Origin of the sequence: Cellulomonas sp. HZM (genome assembly GCF_000708885.1) — a bacterium.
Taxonomy (GTDB): Bacteria; Actinomycetota; Actinomycetes; order Actinomycetales; family Cellulomonadaceae; genus Cellulomonas.
In genome coordinates this window covers 11,799-34,703 of record NZ_JEOE01000026.1, presented here as the reverse complement: position 1 = coordinate 34,703, position 22,905 = coordinate 11,799, and the positions used below count along the sequence as shown (strand labels likewise).

At 73.8% G+C, this 22,905-nt stretch carries 16 protein-coding genes; 5 read left to right on the top strand and 11 right to left on the bottom strand.

Translation table 11 applies throughout. The annotated features are described in order from the left end of the window. The first annotated feature begins 96 nt into the window (after positions 1-96). Positions 97-1,119: a S66 peptidase family protein gene (locus AW16_RS0112760; RefSeq protein WP_029290949.1), complete on the top strand. Its 1,023-nt coding sequence runs from the start codon at positions 97-99 to the stop codon at positions 1,117-1,119. On the opposite strand, the gene AW16_RS0112755 is transcribed toward AW16_RS0112760, so the two are convergent. From AW16_RS0112755 to AW16_RS0112735, 5 genes are read right to left on the bottom strand one after another with little or no spacing between them, the layout of a single operon-like run. Next, positions 1,100-1,561, bottom strand: a complete 462-nt coding sequence (locus AW16_RS0112755) for a beta-ketoacyl synthase N-terminal-like domain-containing protein (RefSeq protein WP_029290947.1) — start codon at positions 1,559-1,561, stop codon at positions 1,100-1,102. The two genes, AW16_RS0112760 and AW16_RS0112755, sit on opposite strands and share 20 nt — an antisense overlap. Beyond that, positions 1,561-2,754, bottom strand: coding sequence for a beta-ketoacyl synthase N-terminal-like domain-containing protein (locus tag AW16_RS0112750; protein ID WP_051681929.1), 1,194 nt, complete (start codon positions 2,752-2,754; stop codon positions 1,561-1,563). Before AW16_RS0112750 ends, AW16_RS0112755 begins: the two co-directional genes overlap by 1 nt. After that, on the bottom strand, positions 2,751-2,996 hold the full coding sequence (locus AW16_RS18470; RefSeq protein WP_034649122.1) for an acyl carrier protein: 246 nt from the start codon (positions 2,994-2,996) through the stop codon (positions 2,751-2,753). Before AW16_RS18470 ends, AW16_RS0112750 begins: the two co-directional genes overlap by 4 nt. Then, complete coding sequence (locus AW16_RS18465) at positions 2,996-3,880, bottom strand: C25 family cysteine peptidase (protein WP_156044173.1); 885 nt, start codon at positions 3,878-3,880, stop codon at positions 2,996-2,998. The genes AW16_RS18470 and AW16_RS18465 overlap by 1 nt, the downstream gene beginning before the upstream one ends. Further along, entirely contained in the window at positions 3,877-6,762 is a 2,886-nt protein-coding gene (locus AW16_RS0112735; RefSeq protein ID WP_029290941.1) for a hypothetical protein, read from the bottom strand. Before AW16_RS0112735 ends, AW16_RS18465 begins: the two co-directional genes overlap by 4 nt. 241 nt (positions 6,763-7,003) lie before the next feature. Between AW16_RS0112735 and AW16_RS0112730 the strand changes: the two genes are divergently transcribed. After that, a complete protein-coding gene (locus AW16_RS0112730) occupies positions 7,004-8,347 on the top strand; it encodes a nitrate/nitrite transporter (RefSeq protein WP_051681928.1) in 1,344 nt (447 codons plus the stop codon). A 9-nt stretch (positions 8,348-8,356) separates the two neighbouring features. On the opposite strand, the gene AW16_RS0112725 is transcribed toward AW16_RS0112730, so the two are convergent. Then, positions 8,357-8,977, bottom strand: a complete 621-nt coding sequence (locus AW16_RS0112725) for a hypothetical protein (RefSeq protein WP_231496045.1) — start codon at positions 8,975-8,977, stop codon at positions 8,357-8,359. A 70-nt stretch (positions 8,978-9,047) separates the two neighbouring features. Between AW16_RS0112725 and AW16_RS0112720 the strand changes: the two genes are divergently transcribed. After that, entirely contained in the window at positions 9,048-9,593 is a 546-nt protein-coding gene (locus tag AW16_RS0112720; RefSeq protein ID WP_029290935.1) for a type 1 glutamine amidotransferase domain-containing protein, read from the top strand. Here the strand turns inward: AW16_RS0112720 and AW16_RS0112715 are convergent. Genes AW16_RS0112715 through AW16_RS0112705 form a run of 3 tightly spaced genes read right to left on the bottom strand, consistent with a single transcriptional unit; the run spans position 9,574 to position 12,334 of the window. Beyond that, positions 9,574-10,392: an FAD:protein FMN transferase gene (locus tag AW16_RS0112715; RefSeq protein ID WP_081861655.1), complete on the bottom strand. Its 819-nt coding sequence runs from the start codon at positions 10,390-10,392 to the stop codon at positions 9,574-9,576. The two genes, AW16_RS0112720 and AW16_RS0112715, sit on opposite strands and share 20 nt — an antisense overlap. A gap of 2 nt (positions 10,393-10,394) precedes the next feature. Further along, entirely contained in the window at positions 10,395-10,952 is a 558-nt protein-coding gene (locus AW16_RS0112710) for an FMN-binding protein (RefSeq protein WP_029290931.1), read from the bottom strand. Next, the gene (locus AW16_RS0112705) at positions 10,949-12,334 is read right to left on the bottom strand and encodes a ferric reductase-like transmembrane domain-containing protein (RefSeq protein WP_231496044.1); all 1,386 of its coding nucleotides are present in this window, start codon (positions 12,332-12,334) and stop codon (positions 10,949-10,951) included. Before AW16_RS0112705 ends, AW16_RS0112710 begins: the two co-directional genes overlap by 4 nt. 268 nt (positions 12,335-12,602) lie before the next feature. Between AW16_RS0112705 and AW16_RS0112700 the strand changes: the two genes are divergently transcribed. Continuing rightward, a complete protein-coding gene (locus AW16_RS0112700) occupies positions 12,603-13,208 on the top strand; it encodes a flavodoxin family protein (RefSeq protein WP_029290927.1) in 606 nt (201 codons plus the stop codon). 51 nt (positions 13,209-13,259) lie between these two features. Here AW16_RS0112700 and AW16_RS0112695 read toward each other — a convergent pair whose 3' ends face one another. Continuing rightward, entirely contained in the window at positions 13,260-14,318 is a 1,059-nt protein-coding gene (locus AW16_RS0112695) for an NYN domain-containing protein (RefSeq protein ID WP_029290926.1), read from the bottom strand. A 162-nt stretch (positions 14,319-14,480) separates the two neighbouring features. Between AW16_RS0112695 and AW16_RS0112690 the strand changes: the two genes are divergently transcribed. Beyond that, positions 14,481-15,116 (top strand): HdeD family acid-resistance protein, encoded by a 636-nt coding sequence (locus tag AW16_RS0112690; RefSeq protein ID WP_231496043.1) that lies wholly within the window; start codon positions 14,481-14,483, stop codon positions 15,114-15,116. A 66-nt stretch (positions 15,117-15,182) separates the two neighbouring features. On the opposite strand, the gene AW16_RS17220 is transcribed toward AW16_RS0112690, so the two are convergent. Then, positions 15,183-22,679, bottom strand: coding sequence for a DUF5979 domain-containing protein (locus tag AW16_RS17220; RefSeq protein ID WP_156044172.1), 7,497 nt, complete (start codon positions 22,677-22,679; stop codon positions 15,183-15,185). Positions 22,680-22,905 lie beyond the last annotated feature (226 nt).

Here is a 22,905-nt window from a genome sequence, read left to right as displayed (position 1 = left end):
CCCACACCACCGACACGTCCCACCACCACGCCCCCCAGGGCGCCCCCAGCGCGCCCACCAGCGCGAGCACGCCCGCGACCAGGCAGACTCGCCCGCATGGTCGTCTACCCCCGCCCGCTCGTCGACGGCGACCTCGTCGGCGTCACCTCCCCCTCCGCGGGCGTCGGTCCCCGCTTCGCCTCGCGCCTCGCCGCCGCACTGGCCACCGTCCGCAGCGCGGGCCTCGACCCGGTCGTCGGCGACCTCATGTCCGACGCCGGGATCGTGAGCGGCCCGGCCGACGACCGCGCGGCGGAGCTCGAGCGCATGCTGACCGACCCCCGCATCAGCGCGGTGGTGCCCCCGTGGGGCGGCGAGATCGCGATCGACCTGCTGGGCAGGCTCGACTGGGACGCGATCGCGGCGGAACCCACGTGGCTCGTCGGCTTCTCCGACATCTCCACGCTGCTGCTCCCGCTCACGCTGCGCACGGGTGTCGCGACGCTGCACGGCCAGAACCTGGTCGACACCCCGTACGCGCAGCCCGACGGCGTCGCGCACTGGCTCGACGTGGTCCGCACCCTGCCGGGCGGAACGGTCGAGCAGCGCTCGCCCCGCAGGTTCCGCGCGCACGGGTACGACGACTACGAGAAGCACCCCGACGTCACGGAGCTCACGCTCGACGCCGCCGGCGGGTGGACGAGGCTCGACGCGGACGCCCCCGTCGACGTCTCCGGCCGCCTGGTGGGCGGGTGCCTCGAGACCGTCTCGCACCTCGCGGGCACCCCGTACGGCGACGTCGACGCGTTCGCGCGGGAGCACGCGCCCGAGGGCCTCGTCGTCTACCTGGAGTGCGCCGAGTCCGACGCCGCGGACACCACGCGACGGCTGCAGGGCCTGCGCTACGCGGGCTGGTTCGACCACGCGAACGCCGTCCTGATCGGACGCACGCGCGGCGCGGACCTGCCGGGCTGGACGCAGCACGACGCGGTCCGGCACACGCTGGGCGACCTCGGCGTCCCCGTGCTCGCCGACGTCGAGTGCGGCCACGTCCCGCCGCACCTGTGCCTGGTGAACGGGGCCCTGGCGACGGTCCGGCACGACGAGCGCGCGTCGACGATCACGCAGGAGCTGCGCTGACCACCTCCGCATCGAGCCGCCACGCGCCCGACCCGTCCGGGTCCAGCCCGACGACGAGCGCGCGCCGGCACACGCCGTCCGCGACGTCGTCGCGCGCGGCCTCGAGCGCGTGGGCCCGGGCGGCGGGTCCGACGAGCGTCACCGACGGCCCCCGCACGTCGAGCGCGACGCAGATCCGCCCCGCCGCCGCGTTGGCGAGCGTGTACGGGAACGCGCCGGGCGCCGCGAGCGCGGGACCGGTCGCGAGCGCGGCGGACCAGAACGCCACGGCCTCGTCGGCTCCGCCCCGCGACGTGCCGACGTAGAGCGCGTCGAGCCCGGCGCCGGCCCACACGGTCGCGAGGACGTCGGCGGCCCAGGCCGCCACGGCGTCCCCGGAGGCGACGAGGCGCGACGCGTCGACGAGCCGCGTCACGGCAGCGGACGACGACGGCCCGGTCATCAGGCCACCCTCCCCAGCAGCAGCGCGGAGTCGAGCCCGCCGAACGCGTACGCGCAGTTCAGCACCCACCGCAGGTCGGCGGCGTAGGGCCGCACGACGACGTCGATCCCGAGCCCCGGGTCGGGTTCCGTGCCGTTCACGTTGGGCGGTGCGAGCCCCTCCTCGAGCGCCCGCACGGCGAGCACGGTCTCGATCGCCGACGCGGCGCCCATCGTGTGCCCGATCGCGCCCTTGACGCTCGAGACGGGCACGCCGGACGGGAAGACGGACCGCAGCGCGAGCGCCTCGGCGGCGTCGGACTGCGCGGTCCCCGTGCCGTGCGCGCTGACCCATCCGACCGCCGTGGGCAGCACGCCCCCGCGGCCCAGCGCGGCGCTCATCGCGGCGGCCATCCCGGAGCCGTCGGGCCGCGGGGACGTCGGATGGTGGGCGTCGGACGCGAGCCCCAGTGGGCCGACGACGGCGCGCGACCGCACCGGCGCACGCGACGCCCGCAGTGCCACCCGGTGCTCGGGCTCCACCACGACGAACCCCGCGCCCTCGCCGATCTGCATGCCGCGCCGGCCCGCCGTGAACGGGCGGCACACGTCGGGAGTCATGGCCCGCATGCGTGAGAAGCCGGTCATCGCGATGCGGGAGAACGGCTCGACCCCGCCGGCCACCGCGACGTCGAGACGCCCCGCGCGCACCGCCGCGGCGGCAGCCCCGATCGCGTAGCTCCCCGCGGCGCACGCGGTGCCGTAGGCACGCGTGGTCCCGGTCGCGCCGACGAGCCGCGCGACGTGCGTCGCGATCCCCCACCCGCTGAGCTCGTCGGGGTCCACGGGGACCCCCGAGGCGCCGGCGAGCTCGAAGCCCGCGGACTCGCCCATCGTCGTGCCGACGAACACCCCGACGCGCGACGGGTCGAGGTCCTGCGCGAAGTCGGGCGCGAGCCCGGCGCTCGCGAGCGCGTCGAGCACCGCCCGGCCTGCGAGGTCCCGCCCGCGACGCACCGGGTCACCCACCGGCACGTGCGTGACGCGGCACGCGGTGGTCGCCGTGAAGCCCTCGTCGGCCAGGTCCTGCCAGCTCCGCGCGGCGCACCGCCCGACGAGCACCCCGTCCCACGTCGCACCCGCGTCCCCGAGCGCGGTGACCGCGCCGTACCCCGTCACGACGGCTCCCCCGACGGCTCCCCCGACGCCGCTCACGAGTGCGCGCTCACGTACGCGGCCAGCGACGCGAGGGTCGCGACGTGCTGCCAGTCCTCGTCGGGCACGACGACCCCGAACGCCGCCTCGACGCGCGCGACGAGCTCGAGCACGTCGAGCGAGTCGATCTCGAGATCGTGCTTGAGCGTCGCGTCGGGCGGTGCGGTCGCGGCGATGTCGGGCCGGATCGCGGCCAGCTCCGTGCGGATGCGGTCCATCACGTCGGTGTCGAGCGTGGTCATCACGCCACCTCCTGCAGGGTCGGGAACGACGCGTCGTCGACGAGCGGCGCGGTGGGGTCGCCGACGAGCCGGTAGCGGTCGGCGAACGGGTCGGCGGCGGCGACCTCGGCGACGAGGGCACCGACCGTGGTGGCGCGCGCGGCGCCGGTGGCGACGCGCAGCGCCCAGCGCGAGTTGGCGGTGTGCAGCGTGGGCCCGACGGCCCCGACCGACGCGGCCGTCACGCCCCGCAGCACGAGCGCCTCGCTGAACGACAGCCCGGTGCGCTGGCGGCTCGCGGTGCGGCACGCGAGCGAGACGACGGCCCCCACGGGCCGGGCCGGTCGCCCCGGCCGGCCGAAGTGGTGCGCGCGCAGCCCGGCGTACCCGACCCACCCGATCGAGCGCCCGTGCCCGACGTACACCGCGAGCGCGGGCCCGTGCCCGAGGCGGTCGACGAGATCGTCGCGCACCACGTCGTACGACGTCCACCGCCGCACGTCCACACCGGACCCGGGCAGCACGGCGCGCTCGATGCGCCCGGCGAGGTCGTCGTACCGTGCGAGCCGCTGCCCGAGCACCGCGACCGTACGACCGGTGCCCGCGCGGGCGTGGACCTGGGCGGCACCCTCGGCGAACGTCGCGAGCCCGGCCGACGAGCGCATCGGCACCCACCCCACCGGCACGCCGCGCTCCCCGTCGGCCACGACCGGCCCGGGCACGGCGGTCCGGGGCGCGCGGCGCGCGGAGCCGACGACGAGCACCGCGTCCGCCCCGCGCGCCAGCGCCGAGAGCTCCCCCGCGGCCGGCGGCTCGTCGGCCACCACGTGCTCGACCGACCAGCACGCCGCCAGCGGCGCGAGGGGTGCCCGCGCCGCCGACGGTGCCACCAGGACGACGTTCACGACGCCCGCACCACCGCGACGTACGGGTCCCACGGCGCGACGTCGGCGCCCGTGCGGCCCTGCAGGACCGTGCGCACGAACCAGTGCATGACGATCTGTGCCTGCTGCTCGCGGTTGAAGTGGTCGAGGTCTCCGTTCGCGGCCTGCAGGTCGTCCTGCCCGCCCTCGCCGGTCGCCTCGCCGCGGTCCTCGTTCTTCGTCGTGCCGGCGTAGTCCGTCACGACCGGGACCGACGCGACACCCTCGTCGTACCCGTAGTCGTAGCCCTCGCTGGTCATCTGCGCGTGGATCGCCTCGACGAGGTAGAACGGGCCGGTCGTCTTGAACTGCCACACGTGCGTGAGCTCGTGGATCATCTTGCGGCGCTCGAGCGGGCCGTCGCTCACGTCGAAGTTGATGAGCGTGTCCGTGACGAACGCGCGCGAGTCCGGGTTGCCGGTGAAGAAGTCCTGGATCCCGAAGATCACGTCGTTGGTGAGGCTCTCGGTCGCGACGTACACGTCCGACAGGTCGAGTGCCGGGCCGAAGACGGCGGCCGCGTCGGCCTTCTCGTCGGCCGACATCTCCCGGTAGGACGCGAGCGTGCGCAGCAGGATCGCCACCGCGGACGCGAGCGCCCCGCCGACCACCTCGAGCGCGGCCTTGAGGATGTCGACGACGGCGTGGCCGACCTCCTTCGCGGCGAGCACGAACCGGTCCCACGCCTCGCCGCCGATGCTCCACACGTCGGACGCGATCGTCGTCAGCGCCTTGCCGAGCGCGTCGAGCGCCTTGAGCAGGTTGGGCAGCGCGTCGCCGGGGTGCGCGATGGTCGCGACGACGAGCTGTCCGATCGTGACGCCCGCCTCGAGCAGTGCCTCGACCGCCGTGACGAGCGTCTGCAGCGCGCGTTCGACGGCCCACGCGAGGATGCCCGCGACGGCGGCCCCGGCACGCAGCGCACCCTTGATGACCGACGCGATCGCCGGCAGGACGTCCTTCTCGACGTACGTCAGCACGTAGGACAGCGAGTTGCCGACCTTGACGGTGAGCTCGCCGAGCCACTCGAGCGCCGTGGCGCCGGCCGCGATGGCCCAGTCGATGACCTCGGCGATCGCCGAGCCGACGGCCTCGATCGCCCGGAGCACCGCCCCGAAGACCTCCTTGGTCTTGGTGAGCGCCCAGGACAGGATCTCGCCCACCGCGTTCTTCACGAACCGCACCGCGAGCACGGCCTGCCGCCACAGCTCCGCAGCGAGGTCGGCAGCGCGGGCCAGCAGCCAGTCGAACACCGCGGCGACCGAGCCGAGCGCCTGCAGGATGCCGTTCACCATGCGCCGGAACACGAAGTACCCCTGCTCGACGACCGACTCGAGCAGGTCGGCGACCGCGGCACCGGCGGCGATGGCGGCCTCGACGAAGCGGGCGGCCTGCCGATAGGTGTACCGGACCATCTCGGCCGCGAACTCCGCGATCGTCTTGCCCAGCTCGAACGCCGCGCGCAGCACGTCGCGCAGCGTCGAGACGACCGCCTTGGCGAGCTCCTTGAGCAGGTTGCCGAGCGTGCGGCCCAGCTCGAACACGGCCGCGACGACCTTCTTGAGCGCCGCGAAACCGGCCTTGGCGATCTCGATGACCAGGCTGATGAGCGAGCTGGTCGCGGCGAGGATGCCGGCGACCACGGCCTTGACCGCGGCCGCGGCGGCGTTCGCGATGAACGCGGCGAGCTCGGCCAGCGCGCCGGCCACGGACGCGACGGCCTGCGCCATCTTGCGCAGCAGGTCCAGCCCGATCGCGAGCGCCTGCCCCAGCAGGTCGGCGAGCGCGTGCCCGACGGACTGCAGCGCGCTCACCACGCGCTGCAGCAGCGACAGCGACGCGTTCGCGACCGCGGACAGGATCTCGCCCACCGCGCGGCCGAGCGCGACGAGCGCGCGCACCACCTCGTCGACGAGCGACGCCGCCGCGGCCGCGGCCTGCGCGATGAGGTTCCCGATCGTCTTGCCGATCGCGAGCAGCGCGTCGATGCCGCGACGCACGAAGTCCGCGGCCTTCCCGACGAGGAACGACAGGAGCTGCCCGAGCGTGCGACCCAGCGAGTCCATGGCCCGCAGCACGGACACCAGCGCGTCGCGCGCGAGCTGGAACGCGGCGTCGAGCATCTCGAACATCGACTTCCCGATGTCCTGCAGCCCCTGGATGATCTTGCGCAGCACGTCGTACCCGGCGGTCAGCACCTCGGTGAAAAGCTCGCCCAGCGTGGCGAACGCCGACAGCAGCGAGCGCGCGAGCGACTGCACCTCGTCGGCTGCCCAGCTCACGACGTCCTTGATCGCGTCGACGAACGCCTGGCCCGCGGCCTTCACGGCGTCGACCACCGCGCTGACCGCGTCGCTGATCGCGTCGCCCACGTCCTCGACGAAGTCGACGATCGCGTCGTCGTGGTCCTCGGGCGCGGCCGGGACCTGCGCGTCGAGCATCTGCCGGCCCGCGTCGCGCAGCCACAGGCCCACGGCCCGCGCCGACGCCTTGTCGACGCTGCCGTCCTCCTTGAGCACCAGGTCCTTCATGATCGTGTGCCCCTGCGCGCGCGGCAGCAGACCGATCGCGTGCACCACGGCCGTGGCCTGACCCGCCTTGCGGTAGCCCGAGACGAGGGCTCGCCGCTCGGGCTCGTCGTACGACGCGGCGGTCTGGAACAGCTGGCGGTGGTCCTCGACGCTGGGCAGCGCCCGCGCGTAGGCCGTCGCGAGGCTCACGGCCCGGTTCGGGCTCCGCTCGAACGCCTCCTTGAGCGCGGGCGCGAGCTCGACGGGCCGGAACCCGGAGGCAGCTACCTGGTCGGCCATCTCGGTGACGTCGCGCAACGGGACGCCGCCCGTCGCCTGCGTGATGCGGTTCATGTGCGGGTCCTCTCGGTCGCGCCGCGCGGAGGGTCGTCGACACCGACGACCACGGGTGCCCGCGGGCTTGCGTGAGCAACCGAGCAGGAGCCCCGACCCGGGCACGCGGATACGGTTCGTCCCGATTTCTCACCCGCTCGCGCGAGCACCGCGACCCGCGCCGTCGCGCCGGACGTACCCTGGGCTCCTCCCCGCTCGCGCGCAGCCCAGCCGTGCCCGGGGCCGACGAGAGGTGCGCAGGATGACGGGCGCGGCCACGCCGCCCACCGGGTCACGGCCCGGCGCGACCGTCACCGCACCCTCCCCTCGCGCTGCGTCCCTCGTGCTCGCCGCCGCTGCCACCGCCTACTTCGTCGGCGTCACGCACCGCACGGCGCTGGGCGTCGCGGGCACGCAGGCGATCGAGCGCTTCGGGCTCACCGCGACCACGCTCGCGCTGTTCTCGGTGCTGCAGCTCGCGGTGTACGCGGCGATGCAGATCCCCGCGGGCCGCCTCATGGACCGGTTCGGGCCACGCGCCGTCATCGTCACGGGCTCGCTCGTGATGGCCACGGGGCAGCTGGTGCTCGCGGTGTCGACGCACGTACCGACGGCGCTGCTCGCGCGCGTGCTCATCGGCGCAGGCGACGCCGGCATCTTCATCAGCGTGATCAGGCTGGTGGCGGTCTGGTACCCGCCGCGCAGGATCCCGGTGATGGTGCAGGTCACGGGCCTGGTCGGGCAGTCGGGGCAGCTCGCGTCCGCGATCCCGGTCGCGTGGCTGCTGCACGAGAGCGGGTGGACGACGACGTTCGGCAGCCTCGCCGCGGTCGGCGCGGCCGTCGCGGTGCTCGCCTTCGCGGGCGTGCGCACACCCCCCGGCGCGGTGAGCGTGCCGACGACGCCCGAGCACGGGTTCTGGCACACGGTGCGCGCCGCGACCCGTCCCGCGGGCACCCGCCTGGGGTTCTGGAGCCACTTCGCGACGCCGTTCAGCGCCAACGTGATCGCGATGCTGTGGGGCTTCCCGTTCTTCACCACCGCGCAGCAGCGCACGCCCGCCGAGGCGAGCCTGCTGCTCACGCTCCTGACGCTCACCGCGATGGGCACCGGCCCGGTCATCGGGATGCTCGCCGGTCGGCACCCGCTGCGCCGCACGTGGCTGGTGCTGGGCTCGTGCCTCGCGACGCTCGCGGCGTGGCTGCTGGTACTGGTGCCCGGCACGCCGCGTCCGCTGTGGGTGCTCGTGCTGTTCGTCGTGGTCATCGGGGCGGGCGGGCCGACATCGCTCGTCGGGATGGACTTCGCGCGCTCGTCGACGCCGCCGCAGTGGCTGGGCACCGCGAGCGGGTTCGTGAACACCGGCGGGTTCATCTCGACGATCGTCGGCGTGCTCGCCGTCGGCCTGGTGCTGCAGGCGCTGTCCCCCGCGGGCGCTGCGACGTACTCGCTCGACGCGTACCGCGCGGCGTTCAGCGTGCTCGCGGTGCCGTGGTTGCTCGGCGTGCTGGGCGTCCTGCGCCAGCGGCGGCGCACGCGCGCCGAGCTCGCCGCCGCTGGCACCGTGGTGCCCCCGATCCGCGAGGTGCTGCGCCGGGTGCGGTGAGGTCCGGCGTCACGGCACGCGCAGGTACGTCCGCACGGACGTCACGCACGGGCGCGGCGGGGTCGACGAGAAGCCGAACCGCGTCGCCGGGAGCACGGGACGCAGCGCGCCGCACGGCTCGTCGTCCCACGAGACCTCGGCGTCGACGACCGCGCGCTGCCCCGTCGCGGCGTACCACTCGGTGCGTCCGCCGCCCGCCGACCCGCGCGTGCGCACGCCCGGCAGCAGCGCGCGTGCCACCGGGTCGGCCGCCGCGACGAACCACCGCGAGCGCGCGATCGGCCGGGGCACCGCGGCGAGCGCCCGCCCCACGGCGGTCGGACCGCCGACGACGAGCCGTGCCCGCAGCGGGCCCGCGTGGACGCGCCAGCTGCGCGTCCGCTCGTCGGTGACCACCGTGACGGGGACGACGAGCACGTCGTCGAACCGGTAGGTCGCCGCGACCTCGTCGGCCACGTCCGGACGAGGCGCAAATAGGGTCCGCCGGCCCGTGACGTCCTCGACCATGACGTCGGCGAACGCCCCGAACCGGCTGCGCAGCCACCGCCCGACGACGAGACGACGTCCCGACGCGGTGCCGGCACCGGCGATCGCGCCCTCGTACACGTCCACCCTCGCCGCACGCGCCACGGCACCAGTCTCCGCCGCGCGCACCGGCGCAGCCCGACCTAGCGTGGAGGAGAACCCACGAGGAGGAACCATGCCCGTAGCCACGAGCCGCGTGCTCACCATCGTCAGCAACTACGGCGTCGAGCAGGACGAGCTCGTCGTCCCCGTCGGCCGCCTGCGGGACGCGGGCGCGACCGTCACCGTCGCAGCGGTGAAGGACGAGCCGGTGCGCACGCTCGTCGGCGACAAGGACCCCGGAGACGTGGTGACGCCGGACGCGACGCTCGGGGACGTCGACGCCGCCGACTTCGACCTGCTGGTGATCCCGGGCGGCACGCTCAACGCGGACCAGCTGCGGCTCGACGACGACGCGCTCGCGCTCGTCGACGCGTTCGCGACCGCGGGCAAGCCGGTCGCGGCGATCTGCCACGGCCCGTGGCTGCTCGCGACCGCGGACAAGGTGCGCGAGCGCTCGATGACGTCCTACGCGTCGCTTCAGACCGACCTGCGCAACGCGGGCGCGACGTGGTCCGACGAGCCCGTCGTGGTCGACGAGGGCGCGTTCACGCTCATCACGTCACGCGACCCCGACGACCTCGACGACTTCGTCGGCGCGATCACGACGACGCTCGGCTGAGCTCTCGCGGTCGGGGCCCGTGCCGCGCCGGCCCGGCACCGACATCGGACGCCCGCACGGCGAACGCCCCCGCCGCGAAGGTCCCGGCGTCGACCGCCCGCGCGTCGGGCGTGAGCGCGAACGCCGCGACGGCGCCGTGCGCGACGGCCCACGCCGGTCCCGCCTCTCCCATGGCGAGAACCGTCGTGGCGAGCACGTCGGCCGTGCACAGGTCGCGTGCGACGACCGTCGCGGCGACCAGCTCGAGGTGCCGCGAGCCCGTGCGGCCGTCCCACACGTGGGCCCCGCGCTCGTAGGTGCCCGACGTGGCGACCGCGCCGTCCCGCACGGACAGCACCGCGACCGTCGTCGTCGGGTCCCACGGGTCGCGCACACCCACGCGCCACGGGCGCCCCGGCTCGGGCTCGCCGTGCACCACGGTGTCGCCGCCCGCGTTGAGGCAGAAGTCGCGCACGCCCGCCGCGACCAGCACGTCCGCCGCGCGCTGCGCCGCCCACCCCTTCACCACGCCGTCGGTGTCGAGCACGCCCTCGGGCGACCGCACGTCGAACACACCACCCGAGCGGGCGCGGGCCGAGCGCGCGATCTGCAGCACCTCGCGCATGTCGGGGCTCGGCTCGCGGACCTCGCCTCGGCGCAGGCGCGACAGCTCGCTGCCGCCGTGCCACGCGCTGAACCGGGCCTCCGCGTCGTGCAGCACGGCGAACGCGCGGTCCAGCGCGGCGTCGAGCGCCGGCGTCCGCTCGTCGCGCACGTCCATCGACACCGGCAGCCCCATGACCGTCTCGATCCTGCGCACGCTCACCCCCGTTGGTCGATCGCCGACTGGAGCGACTCGCGGTAGCCCTCCGACGTGAACGTCGCGCCCGAGACGGTGTCGATGTCCGCCGACCCGGCCGCGACGGCCTCCTCGGCGAGGATCGGCAGCGCCTGCGCGTTGATCTCGACGCTGTGCTCCCGCTCGTCGGGCGACTGCAGCGCCTGCACCGACGTGATCCGGTCGCCCGTGAACGTCACCGCGACCTGGACGGGCCCCCAGTGCACCTGCACCACGGCGCCGACGACCGTCACGGAGCCGGACGGGTCGGGTGCCGCGTCCTGGGTCGGGGTGGACGTCGGGCTGGACGTCGGGCCCTCCGCTGCACGCGCCGACGAACGTCCGGTACCCGATCCGCGCGCGTCCGACGAGCCGCCCGACGAGCCGCCCGACGACGTCCCGGCCGACGCGCCGTCGCTCGTCGGACCCGATGCCGTGGGCTCGACCGCGGCGCCCCCGGCGAACCGCGCGACCGCGACCGCGGCCACTCCCGCCACGGTGCCCGCGTAGATGAGCGTCCCCCGCCACGGCCGCGCGCTCATGCGAGGCTCAGCTCCTCGTGGTGCACGGCCGACCGGGGGACTCCGAGGCGGCGAACGGCCCGCACGACGGCGTCGGTCATCGCCTCCGGCCCGCACACGAACACGTCCCGCTCGCGCACGTCCGGCACCGTCGTCGCGATCCGCGCGGCCGTGAGCGGGTCGTGACCCAGCTCGGAGCGGCGTCCCGCGACGGGCACGTAGCGCAGCGACGCGTGCACGGGGAACTCGGCCGCCAGCGCAAGCCGCCCGGCGGAGCGGGCGCGGTGGAGCACCACGACGTCGCGCCCGGTGGCGACCAGCTCCTCCGCGAGCGCGCGCACTGGCCCGATCCCGGCCCCGCCCGCGACGAGCAGCACGCGGCGTGACCGCGCGAGGTCTGCGGTGCAGCGGCCGAACGGCCCCTCGAGCACCACGCGCGTGCCCGGCCGCAGGTGACGCACGGCCGACGAGTGGTCGCCGAGCTCGCCCACCGTGAAGCGCAGCCGCCCGCCCGCCGGGAGCGCCGAGAGCGAGTACGGGTGCGCCGTGCCGAGGTGCCCGCGCGCGAGGAACCGCACGAGGTAGAACTGGCCGGCGCGCGCGTCCTCGTCGTGCCGGCCGCGCAGCCACACGCTCGTCACGCCGTCCGCCTCGGGCACGAGCGCGTCCACCCGCCAGCCCGCGCGCGCGTGCCGCACGAGCGGCGCGACCACGCGCCAGCCGAGGATCGCAGCCGCGGTCGCGAGGTAGAGAGCCGTCCACGCCGCGCGCGCGACGGTGGTCCCCGCGAGGTGCGTCCCGCCCGCGATCTGGTGCCAGAACGCGAGGTAGATGCCCACGTACACCGTCAGGTGCAGCCCGAACCACCACTCGTAGGGCAGGCGGCTGCGCAGCAGGCGGGCGCTCGTGGTGCCGACGAGCAGGAACAGGCCGGTGCCGACGAGCGCGACGAGCAGGTCGGGCGTCGTCGCGAGCAGCGTGCCGAGCTCGCTCCACGGCGTCGTGCGGTCGACGAGCATCCCGCCGACGACCATCGCGAGCACGTGCGTGCACACGAGCAGCACCACGGCCGTGCCCAGCGAGCGGTGCCACTGCACGAGGCGGTCCATGCCGACCGCACGCTCGACCCACGGCACGCGCGCGACGAGCAGCAGCAGCACGCACACCAGGAACGACCCGAGCAGCCCGACGAGCTCGCCCACCGCGATGAGCGCCCGGCCCGGGGTGCCGCCCGCAGCGGGCGACGTGCCCGCCCACCAGAACCAGGCGAGCAGGCCGCACCCGGCGAGGATCGCCGCGCGCAGCAGCCACGAGCCCGTGTCGCGCACGACCGGACGCGCGGGGCGCGCGGGGCGCAGCGACGTGCGCGGCGCGCGTTCGTCGGCCGGGAGGGCGGGGCTCATGCGGTGCTCCGGGACGGCGGCCCGTCGGCGTGGGCCTCCGGTGCCGGGCGGCGGTGCGTCACCGTGATGCCGGGGCCGCGGCGGCGTCGGTCCGGACGTCGGTGTCCGGCCCCGGTCCGCACTGGTTGCTCACGGTCCGGGAGAGCGCTTTCCCGAGCGTAGGCCAGCACGTCCGGTTCCTCCCACTCCCTGCCCACATCGTGGGCAGGGCTCGTCGGCGCCCGTGCCCCGGGTCGCACGACCCGGCGCCTGGGGTGAGGCTGGACCGATGGCCCTCAGCGCACTCGTCCTCGTCGGAACCCTCACGCCCTCCCCCGCACGGTCCAGCAGCGAGCTGCTCGGCCGGCAGGTGCTCGACGCCCTCGCGGAGCACGACGTCACCGGTGAGGTGGTGCGCCTCGTCGACCACGACGTCCGGCCGGGGGTCCAGGTGGACATGGGCGACGGCGACGCGTGGCCCGCGATCCGCGCGAAGGTGCTGGCCGCCGACATCCTGGTGCTCGCGACCCCCATCTGGATGGGGCAGCCGTCGTCGGTGACCAAGCGCGCGCTCGAGCGCCTCGACGCCGAGCTGTCCGAGACCGACCACGAGGGGCGGCTGCTCACGTACGGCAAGGTCGCGGTCGTCGCGGTGGTCGGCAACGAGGACGGCGCGCACCACACCAGCGCCGAGCTCTTCCAGGCGCTCGACGACGTCGGGTTCACGATCCCTGCCGCCGGCGTCACCTACTGGGTGGGCGAGGCCATGGGGTCCACCGACTACCAGGACCTCGACGAGACGCCCGAGGCGACCGCCGGGACCACGGCGACGGTCGCACGGCACGCCGCCCACCTCGCGCGACTGCTGCAGGCGAACCCGTACCCGGCCGGCTGAGCGCCGGCCGGGCGACGGCTGCGCCGCACCCCGGCCCCGATCGGGCCGTCGTCAGTTGCCGGGCCGCAGCCGGATACGCGCCTGCCCGTTCGCCTGGGCCTTGCCGATCTCTACCTGGCTGTGGCGTGCCGCGACGAAGTCGGTGAACGACGCGAAACCGAGCGGCTTCTCCGTGAACGCGGGGTCCATGCGCAGCATCTGGTTCTTCACCTCGCCGTAGGACACCCACGGGTCGTCGGGGTGCTTGGCGTGCACCAGGCGCATCGCGCGCATGAGCAGCTGGGTCGCGGCGCGCTGCGCGCCCTTCGACGGGCCTGACGCCACCACCGGAGCCGGCTCCTGCTTGGCCTGCTCCTTGCGCGACCGCTTCGCCGGGGTGCCCTCGTCGGCCGGTGCCGCGTTCTCACCCCTCGTCGGCGTCGTGCCTGCGGGCGCGTCGTCGAGCTTCTCCTGGGCCTTCCCGTCGGCGGCCCTGCCGCGTCCCGAGGTCTTCGCGGGCGCCACGACGGGCACGTCGTCCTCGTCGTCGGCCACGTCGTCGGGTCCGTGCTGCTCGAGCACGTCGTCGTAGTCCGCGAACTCGTCGCACGCGGCCATGAGCGCGCGGCTCGTCGCCCCCGCGACGCCGATCCCCACGACGTACCGCCCGAGCCTGCGGGCGCGCTGCGCGAGCGCGATGTAGTCCGAGTCGCCCGCGACGATCACCACGTGCGTGACGTCGTCGAGCCGGAAGAGGTCCTCCACCACGTCCACCGAGAGCCGGATGTCGGCACCGTTCTTCATGCCCGCGGTCACCGAGAAGAGCTGCGTGAGGTCGACGGCCCGGTCGACGAGCTGACGCTGATAGGCCGCGTTGGCCGGCGACGACCAGTCGGCGTACGCGCGCGTCACCGCGAACGTGCCGAACGACGACGCGTAGTCGAGGATCGCGTCGACGTCGACCGCCGCCTGCGCGAGCTTGCGCCCCACCTCGTCGGTGTCGCCCTTCCCGTGCACGCGCGCGCGGTCCTTGCCCCACGACCCGCGCCCGAAGACCTGGTCGTAGCGGGAGATGACGATGTTGTCGAAGTCGACGTAGACGGCGACCTTCGCGTCGCTGGGATCGGCCATGGCGTCATCCTGGCACCCGCGTACGACACGGGCCCGACGACCCGGGCACGGCCGCGGCCGGCACGGGCCGGAGCGCCCTCGCGCACGAGCCCCGGCGCGGCGCTACGTTGGCCGGGCCGGCGAGGTCACGTCGCAGGCGTCGCGCGAGCCCCAGGAGGACCGATGTCCGCACAGAGCGCCACCACCCTCGTCCGCAGCCGCAGCGGCTGGGACGTGATCCTCGGCATCCTGCTGCTGGTCGGCGGGTTCATCGTCCTGGGCGACGTCGTCGTCGCCACCGTCGTGTCGGTCTACGTGCTCGCGTGGACCGCGCTCATCGGCGGCATCGTGCTGCTGGTCTCCGCGATCACCAAGATCCGCGCGGGCGGTGCCCTGTGGGCCGCGATCGGCGGCGCGATCCTGCTGGTGTTCGGCATCTTCGTGCTGCGCAATCCCCTGCTGGGTGCGGTCGCGCTCACCGTCATGGCCGGTGCGCTGTTCCTCACGGGCGGCATCGCGCGGCTCGTCGCCGCGTTCTCCGTGCCCGGCAACCGCGTGCTGCTCGCGGTCAGCGGCGTCGCGGGCGTCCTGCTCGGCGGGTACGTGCTGATCAACCCGGGCGCCGCGACGCTCACGCTGCTCGGCGTGCTGCTCGGCGTGCAGCTGCTGGTCGAGGGCATCACGCTCGTCGCGCTGGGCCGCCTCGTCGCCGCACCCGCCACCGCCGAGACGACGCCCCCGCTCCCGACGAGCCGGCCCGAGAAGCCCGCTGCCGCCCAGCCGATGGCCGACGGCGTCGACCCGCTCACCAAGGACTGAACCACGGCGCTGCGGGATCAGGTCCTGCGGCCCGCACGTCGACTCCCGTCACCCCGCCCGGCGCCGTCACCCCACCCGGCGCCGCCGGGTCATGACCAGCGCCGCTCCGCCCAGCATCAGGAACGCGGTCCAGCCGAGGAACCCGGCGACGTCCGCACCGGTGCGCGGCAGCACGCCCGGGGCCGGGCCACCGCCGTTGTCGGCGCACGAGTCGGGCAGCGTCGACGGGTCGAGCGCCGAACGGACGGCACCCGCGGCGCCGGTACCTGCACCTGACACGCCCGACCACGTGTTGACCACGTTGACCGGCGTGCATGCGTCGTCGCCCGTCGGGACGGCGAACGACGAGGAAGCGGGCGTCACGTCGTCGGGGTTGGTCACCGTGCTCTCGCCGTCGACGACGATCTGCACGCTGTCGGCGTCGCGCGTGTCGGTCTCCGTGAGCACGCACTCGGCTCCCTGCGGGAGGTCCTCGTACGTCGCGGTCCAGTCGCCGGCGGCCGAGAGCACGCGGGTCGCACCACCGGGGATCGTGACGGGCTCGGTGGCGCCGTCGACGTCCTGCGTGCACGCGAGGCTCACGGTGTAGATGCCGTCGACGTGGTCGGCGGCGCCGGATCCGGACAGCGTCTTGAACACCTTGATCGACCCGACATCGAAGCGGTTGGTGACCGTCACGTCGATCGAGCCGGAGCTGGGCACGACGACCGCGCCGGGCTCGCCGCCGTCGGTCGACGAGACCGTCGTCGAGGTCGCTCCGCCCGTCGTCGGCTCCGTCACGGTGCACTCGGCACCGCTCGGCAGGCCCCCGTAGAGCACGGGTGTGCCCGGCGTGAGCTCACGTGTCGCTCCACCCGGGATGTCGACGTCCGTGCGCTCGAACGTGCACGCCAGGCGCACCTCGAACGGCCCCGAGCCGTACAGGTCGGCGCCGTCGCCGGAGACGACCTTGTCGACCCGGATCGCGCCCTCGTCGAACGTGTTCGTGACGACCACCGACGCGGTCGTCTCGTGCCCGGCGACGTTCCTCGGGACGACGACGCCCGCCGACGTCCCCTCGGTGACCACCGGACGGTGTCCCGGCGTCTTGACCGAGATGCTCGTCGACGACGCACCGCCGTCCTGCGACTCGCTCACGGTGCACGTGGCTCCAACGGGCAGGTCGTCGTAGACCACCTGGTCGCCGGGCACGAGGGTCCGCGTCGCGCCGCCCGGGATGCCGATCCTCTCGCCGTCGTACGTGCACGCGAGCCGCACCTGGAACGGTCCGGAGCCGAAGTCGTCGGCGCCGTCGCCCGTCACCTCCTTGTCGACCGCGATCCGCCCGACGTCGAAGCGGTTGGTCACCGTCACGGCGACCGGCTCGTCGCCGTCCCCGATGACGACACGAGAGGGGGTGATCGTCGTCGCGGTCGCGCCGCCGTCGTCGGGCTCGGTCACGCGGCACACCGCACCGACGGGCAACCGGGCGATCTCGGCGTCGAGCGGACCGGCGCCGCCCAGCACCACCGGGCTGTCGTAGACCACCCTCGGCCGGTTCGGGCCGTCCCCGTCGTCGTCGAACGTGCAGGTGACGCGCAGCGCGAACGGTCCGGCGCCGTAGCGTTCAGCGCCGGCGCCCGTGACCACCTTGTGCAGGTCGAGCTCGCCGACGTCGAAGGTGTTGGTGATCTCCGCGGTGTTGCGGGGACCGCCGTCGAGGTCGCCGACGAGAGTAAGGCCCGCCGACGTGCCGTCCACGTGGACCGGCGGTCGCGCGCCCTCCTGCACGGTCACGTCGATGTCCGTCGCGTTGCCGGTCGCCGTCTCGGTGACCTCGCACTCGGCCCCTACCGGCAGCCCGGTGAGCGTGATCTCCCCGCCGTCCTCGATCGTCAGGTCCATCGGGTCGTCGGGGCCGTACCCGTCGGCGTACACGGGGTTGCCGAGGAACGTGCAGTCCACGTGCACCTGGAAGGGGCCGAACTCGTCTGGGTCGCCGTTCTCGTCGGTCGCGTCGCTGATCACCGACTTGGAGATCACGAGCGACGCGAGGTCGTACCGGTTGACCGCCGTGATCTTCGTCGGGGCGTCCGGGTCCTCGCTGTCGATCGTCACGGTGCCGACGATGAGCTGCGTCTGCCCGTTGGGCGGCGTGGCCTCGGCGATGGTGCACTCGGAGCCGTACGGGATGTTCGGCACCGTGACGGGCGTCCCCGGGGTGACCGTGATCGGGATCGGTGGCAGCTTCGTCTCCAGGAACGTGCCCACGGCCGACGTGCACACCACGTCGAGGTGGAACTGCGCAGGCGCGTACTGCTTCCCGTCGCCGATGACCTCCTTGGTCACCTCGAGGGGGCCGCTGGCCGTGGCGACGCCGACCTTCGTGCCCTCCGTCGGCAGCAGGTTGCGCGGGCCGTTGTCGGTGATCGCCACGCCGTTGACCGCGGCGGAGTTCCACGCGATCGAGTGGTCACCGGCCGCCGGGACCACCGCCGGGGTCGCCGTCATGCCCTCGACCGAGAGCTTCTGCGCGGGCCGGAACGGGCTGTCGTCGGGGAAGGTCAGCACGATCTTGAGTGCGACGATCGAGCGGTAGACGGCCTCGTCCTCGCCGCCTGTCATCTGCTTCCACCCCGTGTCGGGGTCGCCGGTCGGGCAGACGGGCTCGTCGACCGGGTGCTCGATGTCGTCCATGCAGTAGTCCTGCACGGTGGTGTAGAAGAACGTGACTGTCGTCCCCGGTGGTGCGTTGACCAGCTCCGGCGGGTGGCTGACGTCGGGGACCGGCCGCCACTGCGAGCCGCGTGGCTCCTTGTCCGTGCCGTTGTCGTACGAGCCCGTGTCCCCGGGGATCGGGAGGCGGTCGTACAGGACGAGCTTGCTCATCGGGAGGTTGCCGACGTTCTCGACGTTCACGCGCCAGGTCTCGTCGTGCCCCGGCTCGATCACGGGTGTGCACGGGTAGGAGTAGAAGCCGTCGGCGTCGGGCGTGCACGTCACGGACTGGTCCGCTGCAGCCGGGTCGACGATCACACCGAGCTGGTCGTCGTCGGTCGCCTTGACCGACTTGGTCTGCGCGATCACGGCGGCGGGCAGCGGCGTGATGTCAGCGTCCGCCTCGCACGCACCGTTGTCGTCGTTGAGCCGGCTGATGCATCCGTCCCACGGCCGGTCACCCGTCACGGCCGCCGTGTTCCTCACCTTCGTGCTCGACTCGAGCCCGACCCGGAACTGAACCATGACCGTGATCGTGTAGGTCTGGCCGACCTCGAGCACCGTGCCGGGCGGGAAGGTGAACTCGAGCGACGACAGGTTGCCGCTCGAGTCGACGGTCACGTCGTCCGGGTCGGTCGGCATCGCGGGGCCGTTGGACGGCGTCGGCGCGGCGCCGTCGAGCGCGTACGTGTACGGCTCCGCCACACCGTCGGCGAGCCGCAGCTCCGGCCCGTCGGGGTCGGAGGGCATCGGGTCGGTGACGACCGGGTCGTAGATCGGACGGTTGCCGGTGTTGGTGACCGCGATGTTCATCGCGACGACCGAGCCCGGCGCGGCGGTCCCGCCGGTCACCGTCCCGTTGAAGTCCTTGACGATCTTCACGGCGTTGTTCGTGTGCTCGTACCGGATCGTGCCCGTCGCGTCCGCGTCCGAGCTCACCTGGACGAGCGGCCCGGTCGGGTCGTCGGGGTTCACGACGAGGTCCGCCCCGGTGACGGTCGCGGTGACGTCGTTCGTCGCGACTCCGGGTGCGTCCTCGCCCGGAGCCGGGTCGTTGGTGGACAGGTCGCTCGGCACGGGCGTGCCGGGGTCGGACCGGAGCGTGTCGCGCACCTGCACCTCGAGGTTCACGGGCTGCACCGGGTTGGCGGGGTTCTCCCAGATCGCGCCGTCGTCGCGCGTGAACGTGAACCGCAGCCCGACGACGGCCGACGCCTGCACCGTGCCGGGGAGCGCGAACGTCGTCCCGGGCGTCCCGTCGGTCCACGTGCCGCCGGTGAACGTGTCGGTCGCCTCGTCGTACGTGCCGCCGGTGTACGCGTCGACCTGCACGCGGTCGATGGGCGCCGTGAGCGCCGACGAGTCGAAGCCCACCAGGTCGTACTGGTTCCAGAAGCTGCCGTCGACGTCGGTGAGCGTCATCGACACCGCACGCGACGGACCGGTCGGCTGCCCGGTGATGGTCAGGGTCGACGTCGGGTTGGTCTCGGTGTCGGAGCCCGGCTCGACGATCGTGGCCGGGCCGAACGACTTCGACTCCACCATCGAGATGTGCGCGTCCCGCAGCTCCATGTCGGCGTCGTCCCACGCCTGCGGCTTGTCCGCGGAGGTGCCGCCGGGGTCCGTGACCTCGGCACCCGCGCTGTTGGGCACGGGTGACTGGTCCACCATCACGCGGTCGCGCGTGTACCGGTCGAACTCGCGCAGCCGGAGGGTGAGGTCCACGACACCGCTCGCGGTCGAGTCGATGCGGCCGTCGAACCGGACGTCGACGGCGACGACGCTCGTCAGGTCGTCGGCCGAGAGGCCTTCGGCCCCGGCCTCGTCGAACGTCCTCGTCGCGCCACCTAGTTCGGTGAGCACGACCGTCGTCGTCTCGGCACCCGCCGGCGGCGTGATGTCGATGTGCGTGAGGTCGAACACGTCGAACGGCGGCGTCCCGATCGCGGTGACCGGGTCCACCGCGCCCGGCGGGGACGACGGGTCGACGATCCGCAGCTCGTCCACGCGGGCCACCGAGTTGTTGGTCGCCGTGAGGATCGCGTGCGTCGACGGGTAGGCGCTGGCGGGGGTGCCCTCCGGCGGGACCGACAGCGGGCCGCCGGTCCACTCCTTGGTGATACCGACGTTGACGGGCTGGTCGATGATCAGGACGTCGTCGTCGTCCGTGTCCGTGCGGTCGACGCCCTGGAACGTCGCCGTGCCGCGCGCCGTGTCGTTGACGAGCCCGGGGTTGTCGTCGCCCCGGTTGTAGACCGTGCCCTTCGTCGAACCGAGCGCCGGCTCGCCGTCGCTGCGGCGCTCGTCCCGGAGCTCGAAGTCCAGGCGCAGGTGCCTGCCGTCGGCCTGCGTCGAGCGCGCGACGCCGGACCCCTGGGCCGGCACGGTCGGGTCGGACGGGAACTCGGCGCGGGAGGGTGACTCGGTGTACCTCAGACGCACCGACGTCGCCGCCGCCCGCTCGTCCGGGGACAGCGTGTAGCCCGGGAACGACCCGTCGCACGGGGCCGCCACGCTGCAGGGGTCCGCCTCGGCGTCGACCCACGCGCCGCCGATGTAGAGCTCCACCCCCGTGATGGCGTCGTACTGCATCTTCGGGTCGACGGACGAGTCGATCGGCTCGACGCGCGTCAGGTCGAACGCGTCGTAGAACGAGTTCGCGATGGCGGGGCTGCTCGCGGCGACCGGGTCGGCGGTGTCGCTGATGATCATCGGGTCGACGCCCTCGAAACCGTTCGTCGACCACGTGATCTGCGCCGTGATGGGGTCCTGCGTGCGGGCCCGCACCGTGTACGGGCGTCCCGACTGCCCGTCCGGCGCGAGGAAGGTCTTGTCGATGAAGTCCAGGTCGCCCGGGTTCGTCGGGACCGGGAACGGGTCGATGGTGTCGCAGCCCTCGGCCGGCTCCGTCGGGTCGACGGTCGACGACTCGGCCGTCGAGGCACCGCAGTTCGTCAGCGGGTCGTCGGCGTCCTGCGGCCCGTCGTAGGTCGCGACGAAGTTCGGCTGGAACGAGGTCCCCGGCGGGAAGCCGGCGTCCGAGTGGTAGTGGAACTGCACGCCCTGCGCGTCCGGGGGCAGGTCGCAGTTCACGCTCGTGGTGGACGGGTTGCTGAACGTGCCGCAGTCCGGGTCCGTCACCCACTGCGTGCCGTCCCAGTAGCTGATGGTCAGCGTCGAGCCCGGAGGGACGTCCGTCGAGCGGACCGAGGTCGCGTCGAAGTCGTCCCAGAACGAGCCCGGGTTCGCAGGGTCGGTGGGGTCCTGCACGACGACGTCGTTCGCATTCGTCGTCGAGCCGTCGGGGCCGAACGGGAGGAGCTCGGTCGGGAGCTGGACGACCACGGTCTGACCCGGGAGCGCCGGGATGGTCGACGGTGCGATGCTCTTGGTCGTGTCGGTCGCGAGCCGGTCCGTGAGCGTCGTCAGCGTCGCGTCGTCCGTGTCGTCCGCGTTCGGGATGTGCGCCGAGATCTCGTTGGGGTGCTCGACGTCGCGCTCGGTCTGGTCCGGGTCGGTCGTCGCCATGAACGGGATCGACGCGTCGGCGCCCGTGACGATGTCGCCCGTGAACTCGACCGTGAAGCCCACGACGACGCATCCCGCGGGCGGGTTCGGCAGCGTGTTCGGCGCGGTCGCCTCACGCGTCGGCGTGCTGCCGTCGGCGCAGGTGAAGGTCACCGACGCCGCGTCGGCGTCCGCCGGCCACTGCACGCCGGTCCCGTCGCCGGTCGGGCCGAACCCGGTGAACGTCAGGGGGTCGTCGCCCTCGAACGGGCTGTCCGTCCCCGCCGCCGGTTCGGTGATCGACATCGACGTCGTCGGGTCGCCGTCGTTCGTCGCGCCGATCGTGACCTTCGTCGAGCCGCCCGCGCTCACCGTCGACGGGTCGAAGGACTTGTGCGCGGTCACGCTGTTGTTCGGCGGCGTGATGACGTACGTGTCGTCGGCGGTGACGGGGTCGGACTCGTCGTCCCCGTGCGTCACGTGCGACGACGCGTCGTTCGTGACCGTCGTCGGGTCGGTCAGGGTGGTGACGGCGTCGGTCTGCTCGACCTGCACCGGGACGCTCGCCGTCGCCCCGGGCTGGATGTCACCGCTGAACGTGTAGCGCACGCCCTGCACGTCGGCCGGGTCGACCGAGTCGTCGAGCGGCTCCCACGAGTCGCCGTCCCAGTACTCCTCGGTCACCGTGTCCGCGTTCGGCGGGTAGACGATCGTGCCGGTGCCCGTGTAGCCGAGCAGCGTGAACGGGTTCGGGTCCGCCGTGGGGTCCACCGGGTCCTGGATGACGAGCGTGTCGACGGGGTCGTTCGAGGTGTTGGTGGAACCGAGAGTGATCGTCGCCGCCGTCCCCGGGCTCGCGATGGCTCCAGGCGGGTCGATCGACTTGGTGGTGTCCGAGTCGAGCACGAGCGGGACGACCGGCGTGACGGTGTCCGACGCGGAGTTGTCCGGCGTGTTGTCGCCCGTCACCGTCGCGGTGTTGGTGATCGGGACGCCGTCCTGGCTGTACGGGAGGTCGGGGTCCACCTGCGCGGTGACGACGATCTCCGCCTGGCTGCCGTTGGGGATGCTGGGCCAGTTCGCGGTCACCGTGTCGGAGTCGGTGTCGACGTCGATCGTGCCGCCCTGCGGGCTCTGGATGTCCGCGGAGATCAGGTCCAGCCCGTCGGGCAGCGGGTCGGTGATCGTCGCGTTCGTGCACGGGTTCGCGTTCGGGTCGGAGCAGGAGATCTGGATCGTCCACGTGACGTTGTCACCCGGCTCGTAGGGCCCCGTGCTCGTCTCGAGCTTCTGGATGCCCCACGACGCCGCGGACGCCGGCGCCGCGGAGACGAGCGCGAGCGGCCCGGCGAGAAGCACCGCGGCTGCGAGGGCCGAGACCCACCGGACCCCCCGGCCCCGTGCCCGCACGGGGTGCCGAGCCGTTCGTCCCGAACTCTCCCGAGCCGCCACCGGATGGTCCCTCCGTCGCCCGACCACGCGGCCCGCGCGACGTCGCTGCGGGCCGTCGCCGGTGACCTCTCGCGGCACCCGGACCCGGCGACACCCCGTGCGCAGCCCCGCGACGTGTCCCGGCCCGTCACGG

Bases quoted from the DNA above. Each gene is read 5' to 3' on its own strand.
- AW16_RS0112755 (WP_029290947.1), bottom strand. From the start codon at position 1,561: ATGACCGGGCCGTCGTCGTCCGCTGCCGTGACGCGGCTCGTCGACGCG.
- AW16_RS0112730 (WP_051681928.1), top strand. From the start codon at position 7,004: ATGACGGGCGCGGCCACGCCGCCCACCGGGTCACGGCCCGGCGCGACC.
- AW16_RS0112705 (WP_231496044.1), bottom strand. From the start codon at position 12,334: ATGAGCCCCGCCCTCCCGGCCGACGAACGCGCGCCGCGCACGTCGCTG.
- AW16_RS0112690 (WP_231496043.1), top strand. From the start codon at position 14,481: ATGTCCGCACAGAGCGCCACCACCCTCGTCCGCAGCCGCAGCGGCTGG.
- AW16_RS18470 (WP_034649122.1), bottom strand. From the start codon at position 2,996: ATGACCACGCTCGACACCGACGTGATGGACCGCATCCGCACGGAGCTG.
- AW16_RS0112760 (WP_029290949.1), top strand. From the start codon at position 97: ATGGTCGTCTACCCCCGCCCGCTCGTCGACGGCGACCTCGTCGGCGTC.
- AW16_RS0112735 (WP_029290941.1), bottom strand. From the start codon at position 6,762: ATGAACCGCATCACGCAGGCGACGGGCGGCGTCCCGTTGCGCGACGTC.
- AW16_RS0112700 (WP_029290927.1), top strand. From the start codon at position 12,603: ATGGCCCTCAGCGCACTCGTCCTCGTCGGAACCCTCACGCCCTCCCCC.
- AW16_RS0112720 (WP_029290935.1), top strand. From the start codon at position 9,048: ATGCCCGTAGCCACGAGCCGCGTGCTCACCATCGTCAGCAACTACGGC.
- AW16_RS0112695 (WP_029290926.1), bottom strand. From the start codon at position 14,318: ATGGCCGATCCCAGCGACGCGAAGGTCGCCGTCTACGTCGACTTCGAC.
- AW16_RS0112710 (WP_029290931.1), bottom strand. From the start codon at position 10,952: ATGAGCGCGCGGCCGTGGCGGGGGACGCTCATCTACGCGGGCACCGTG.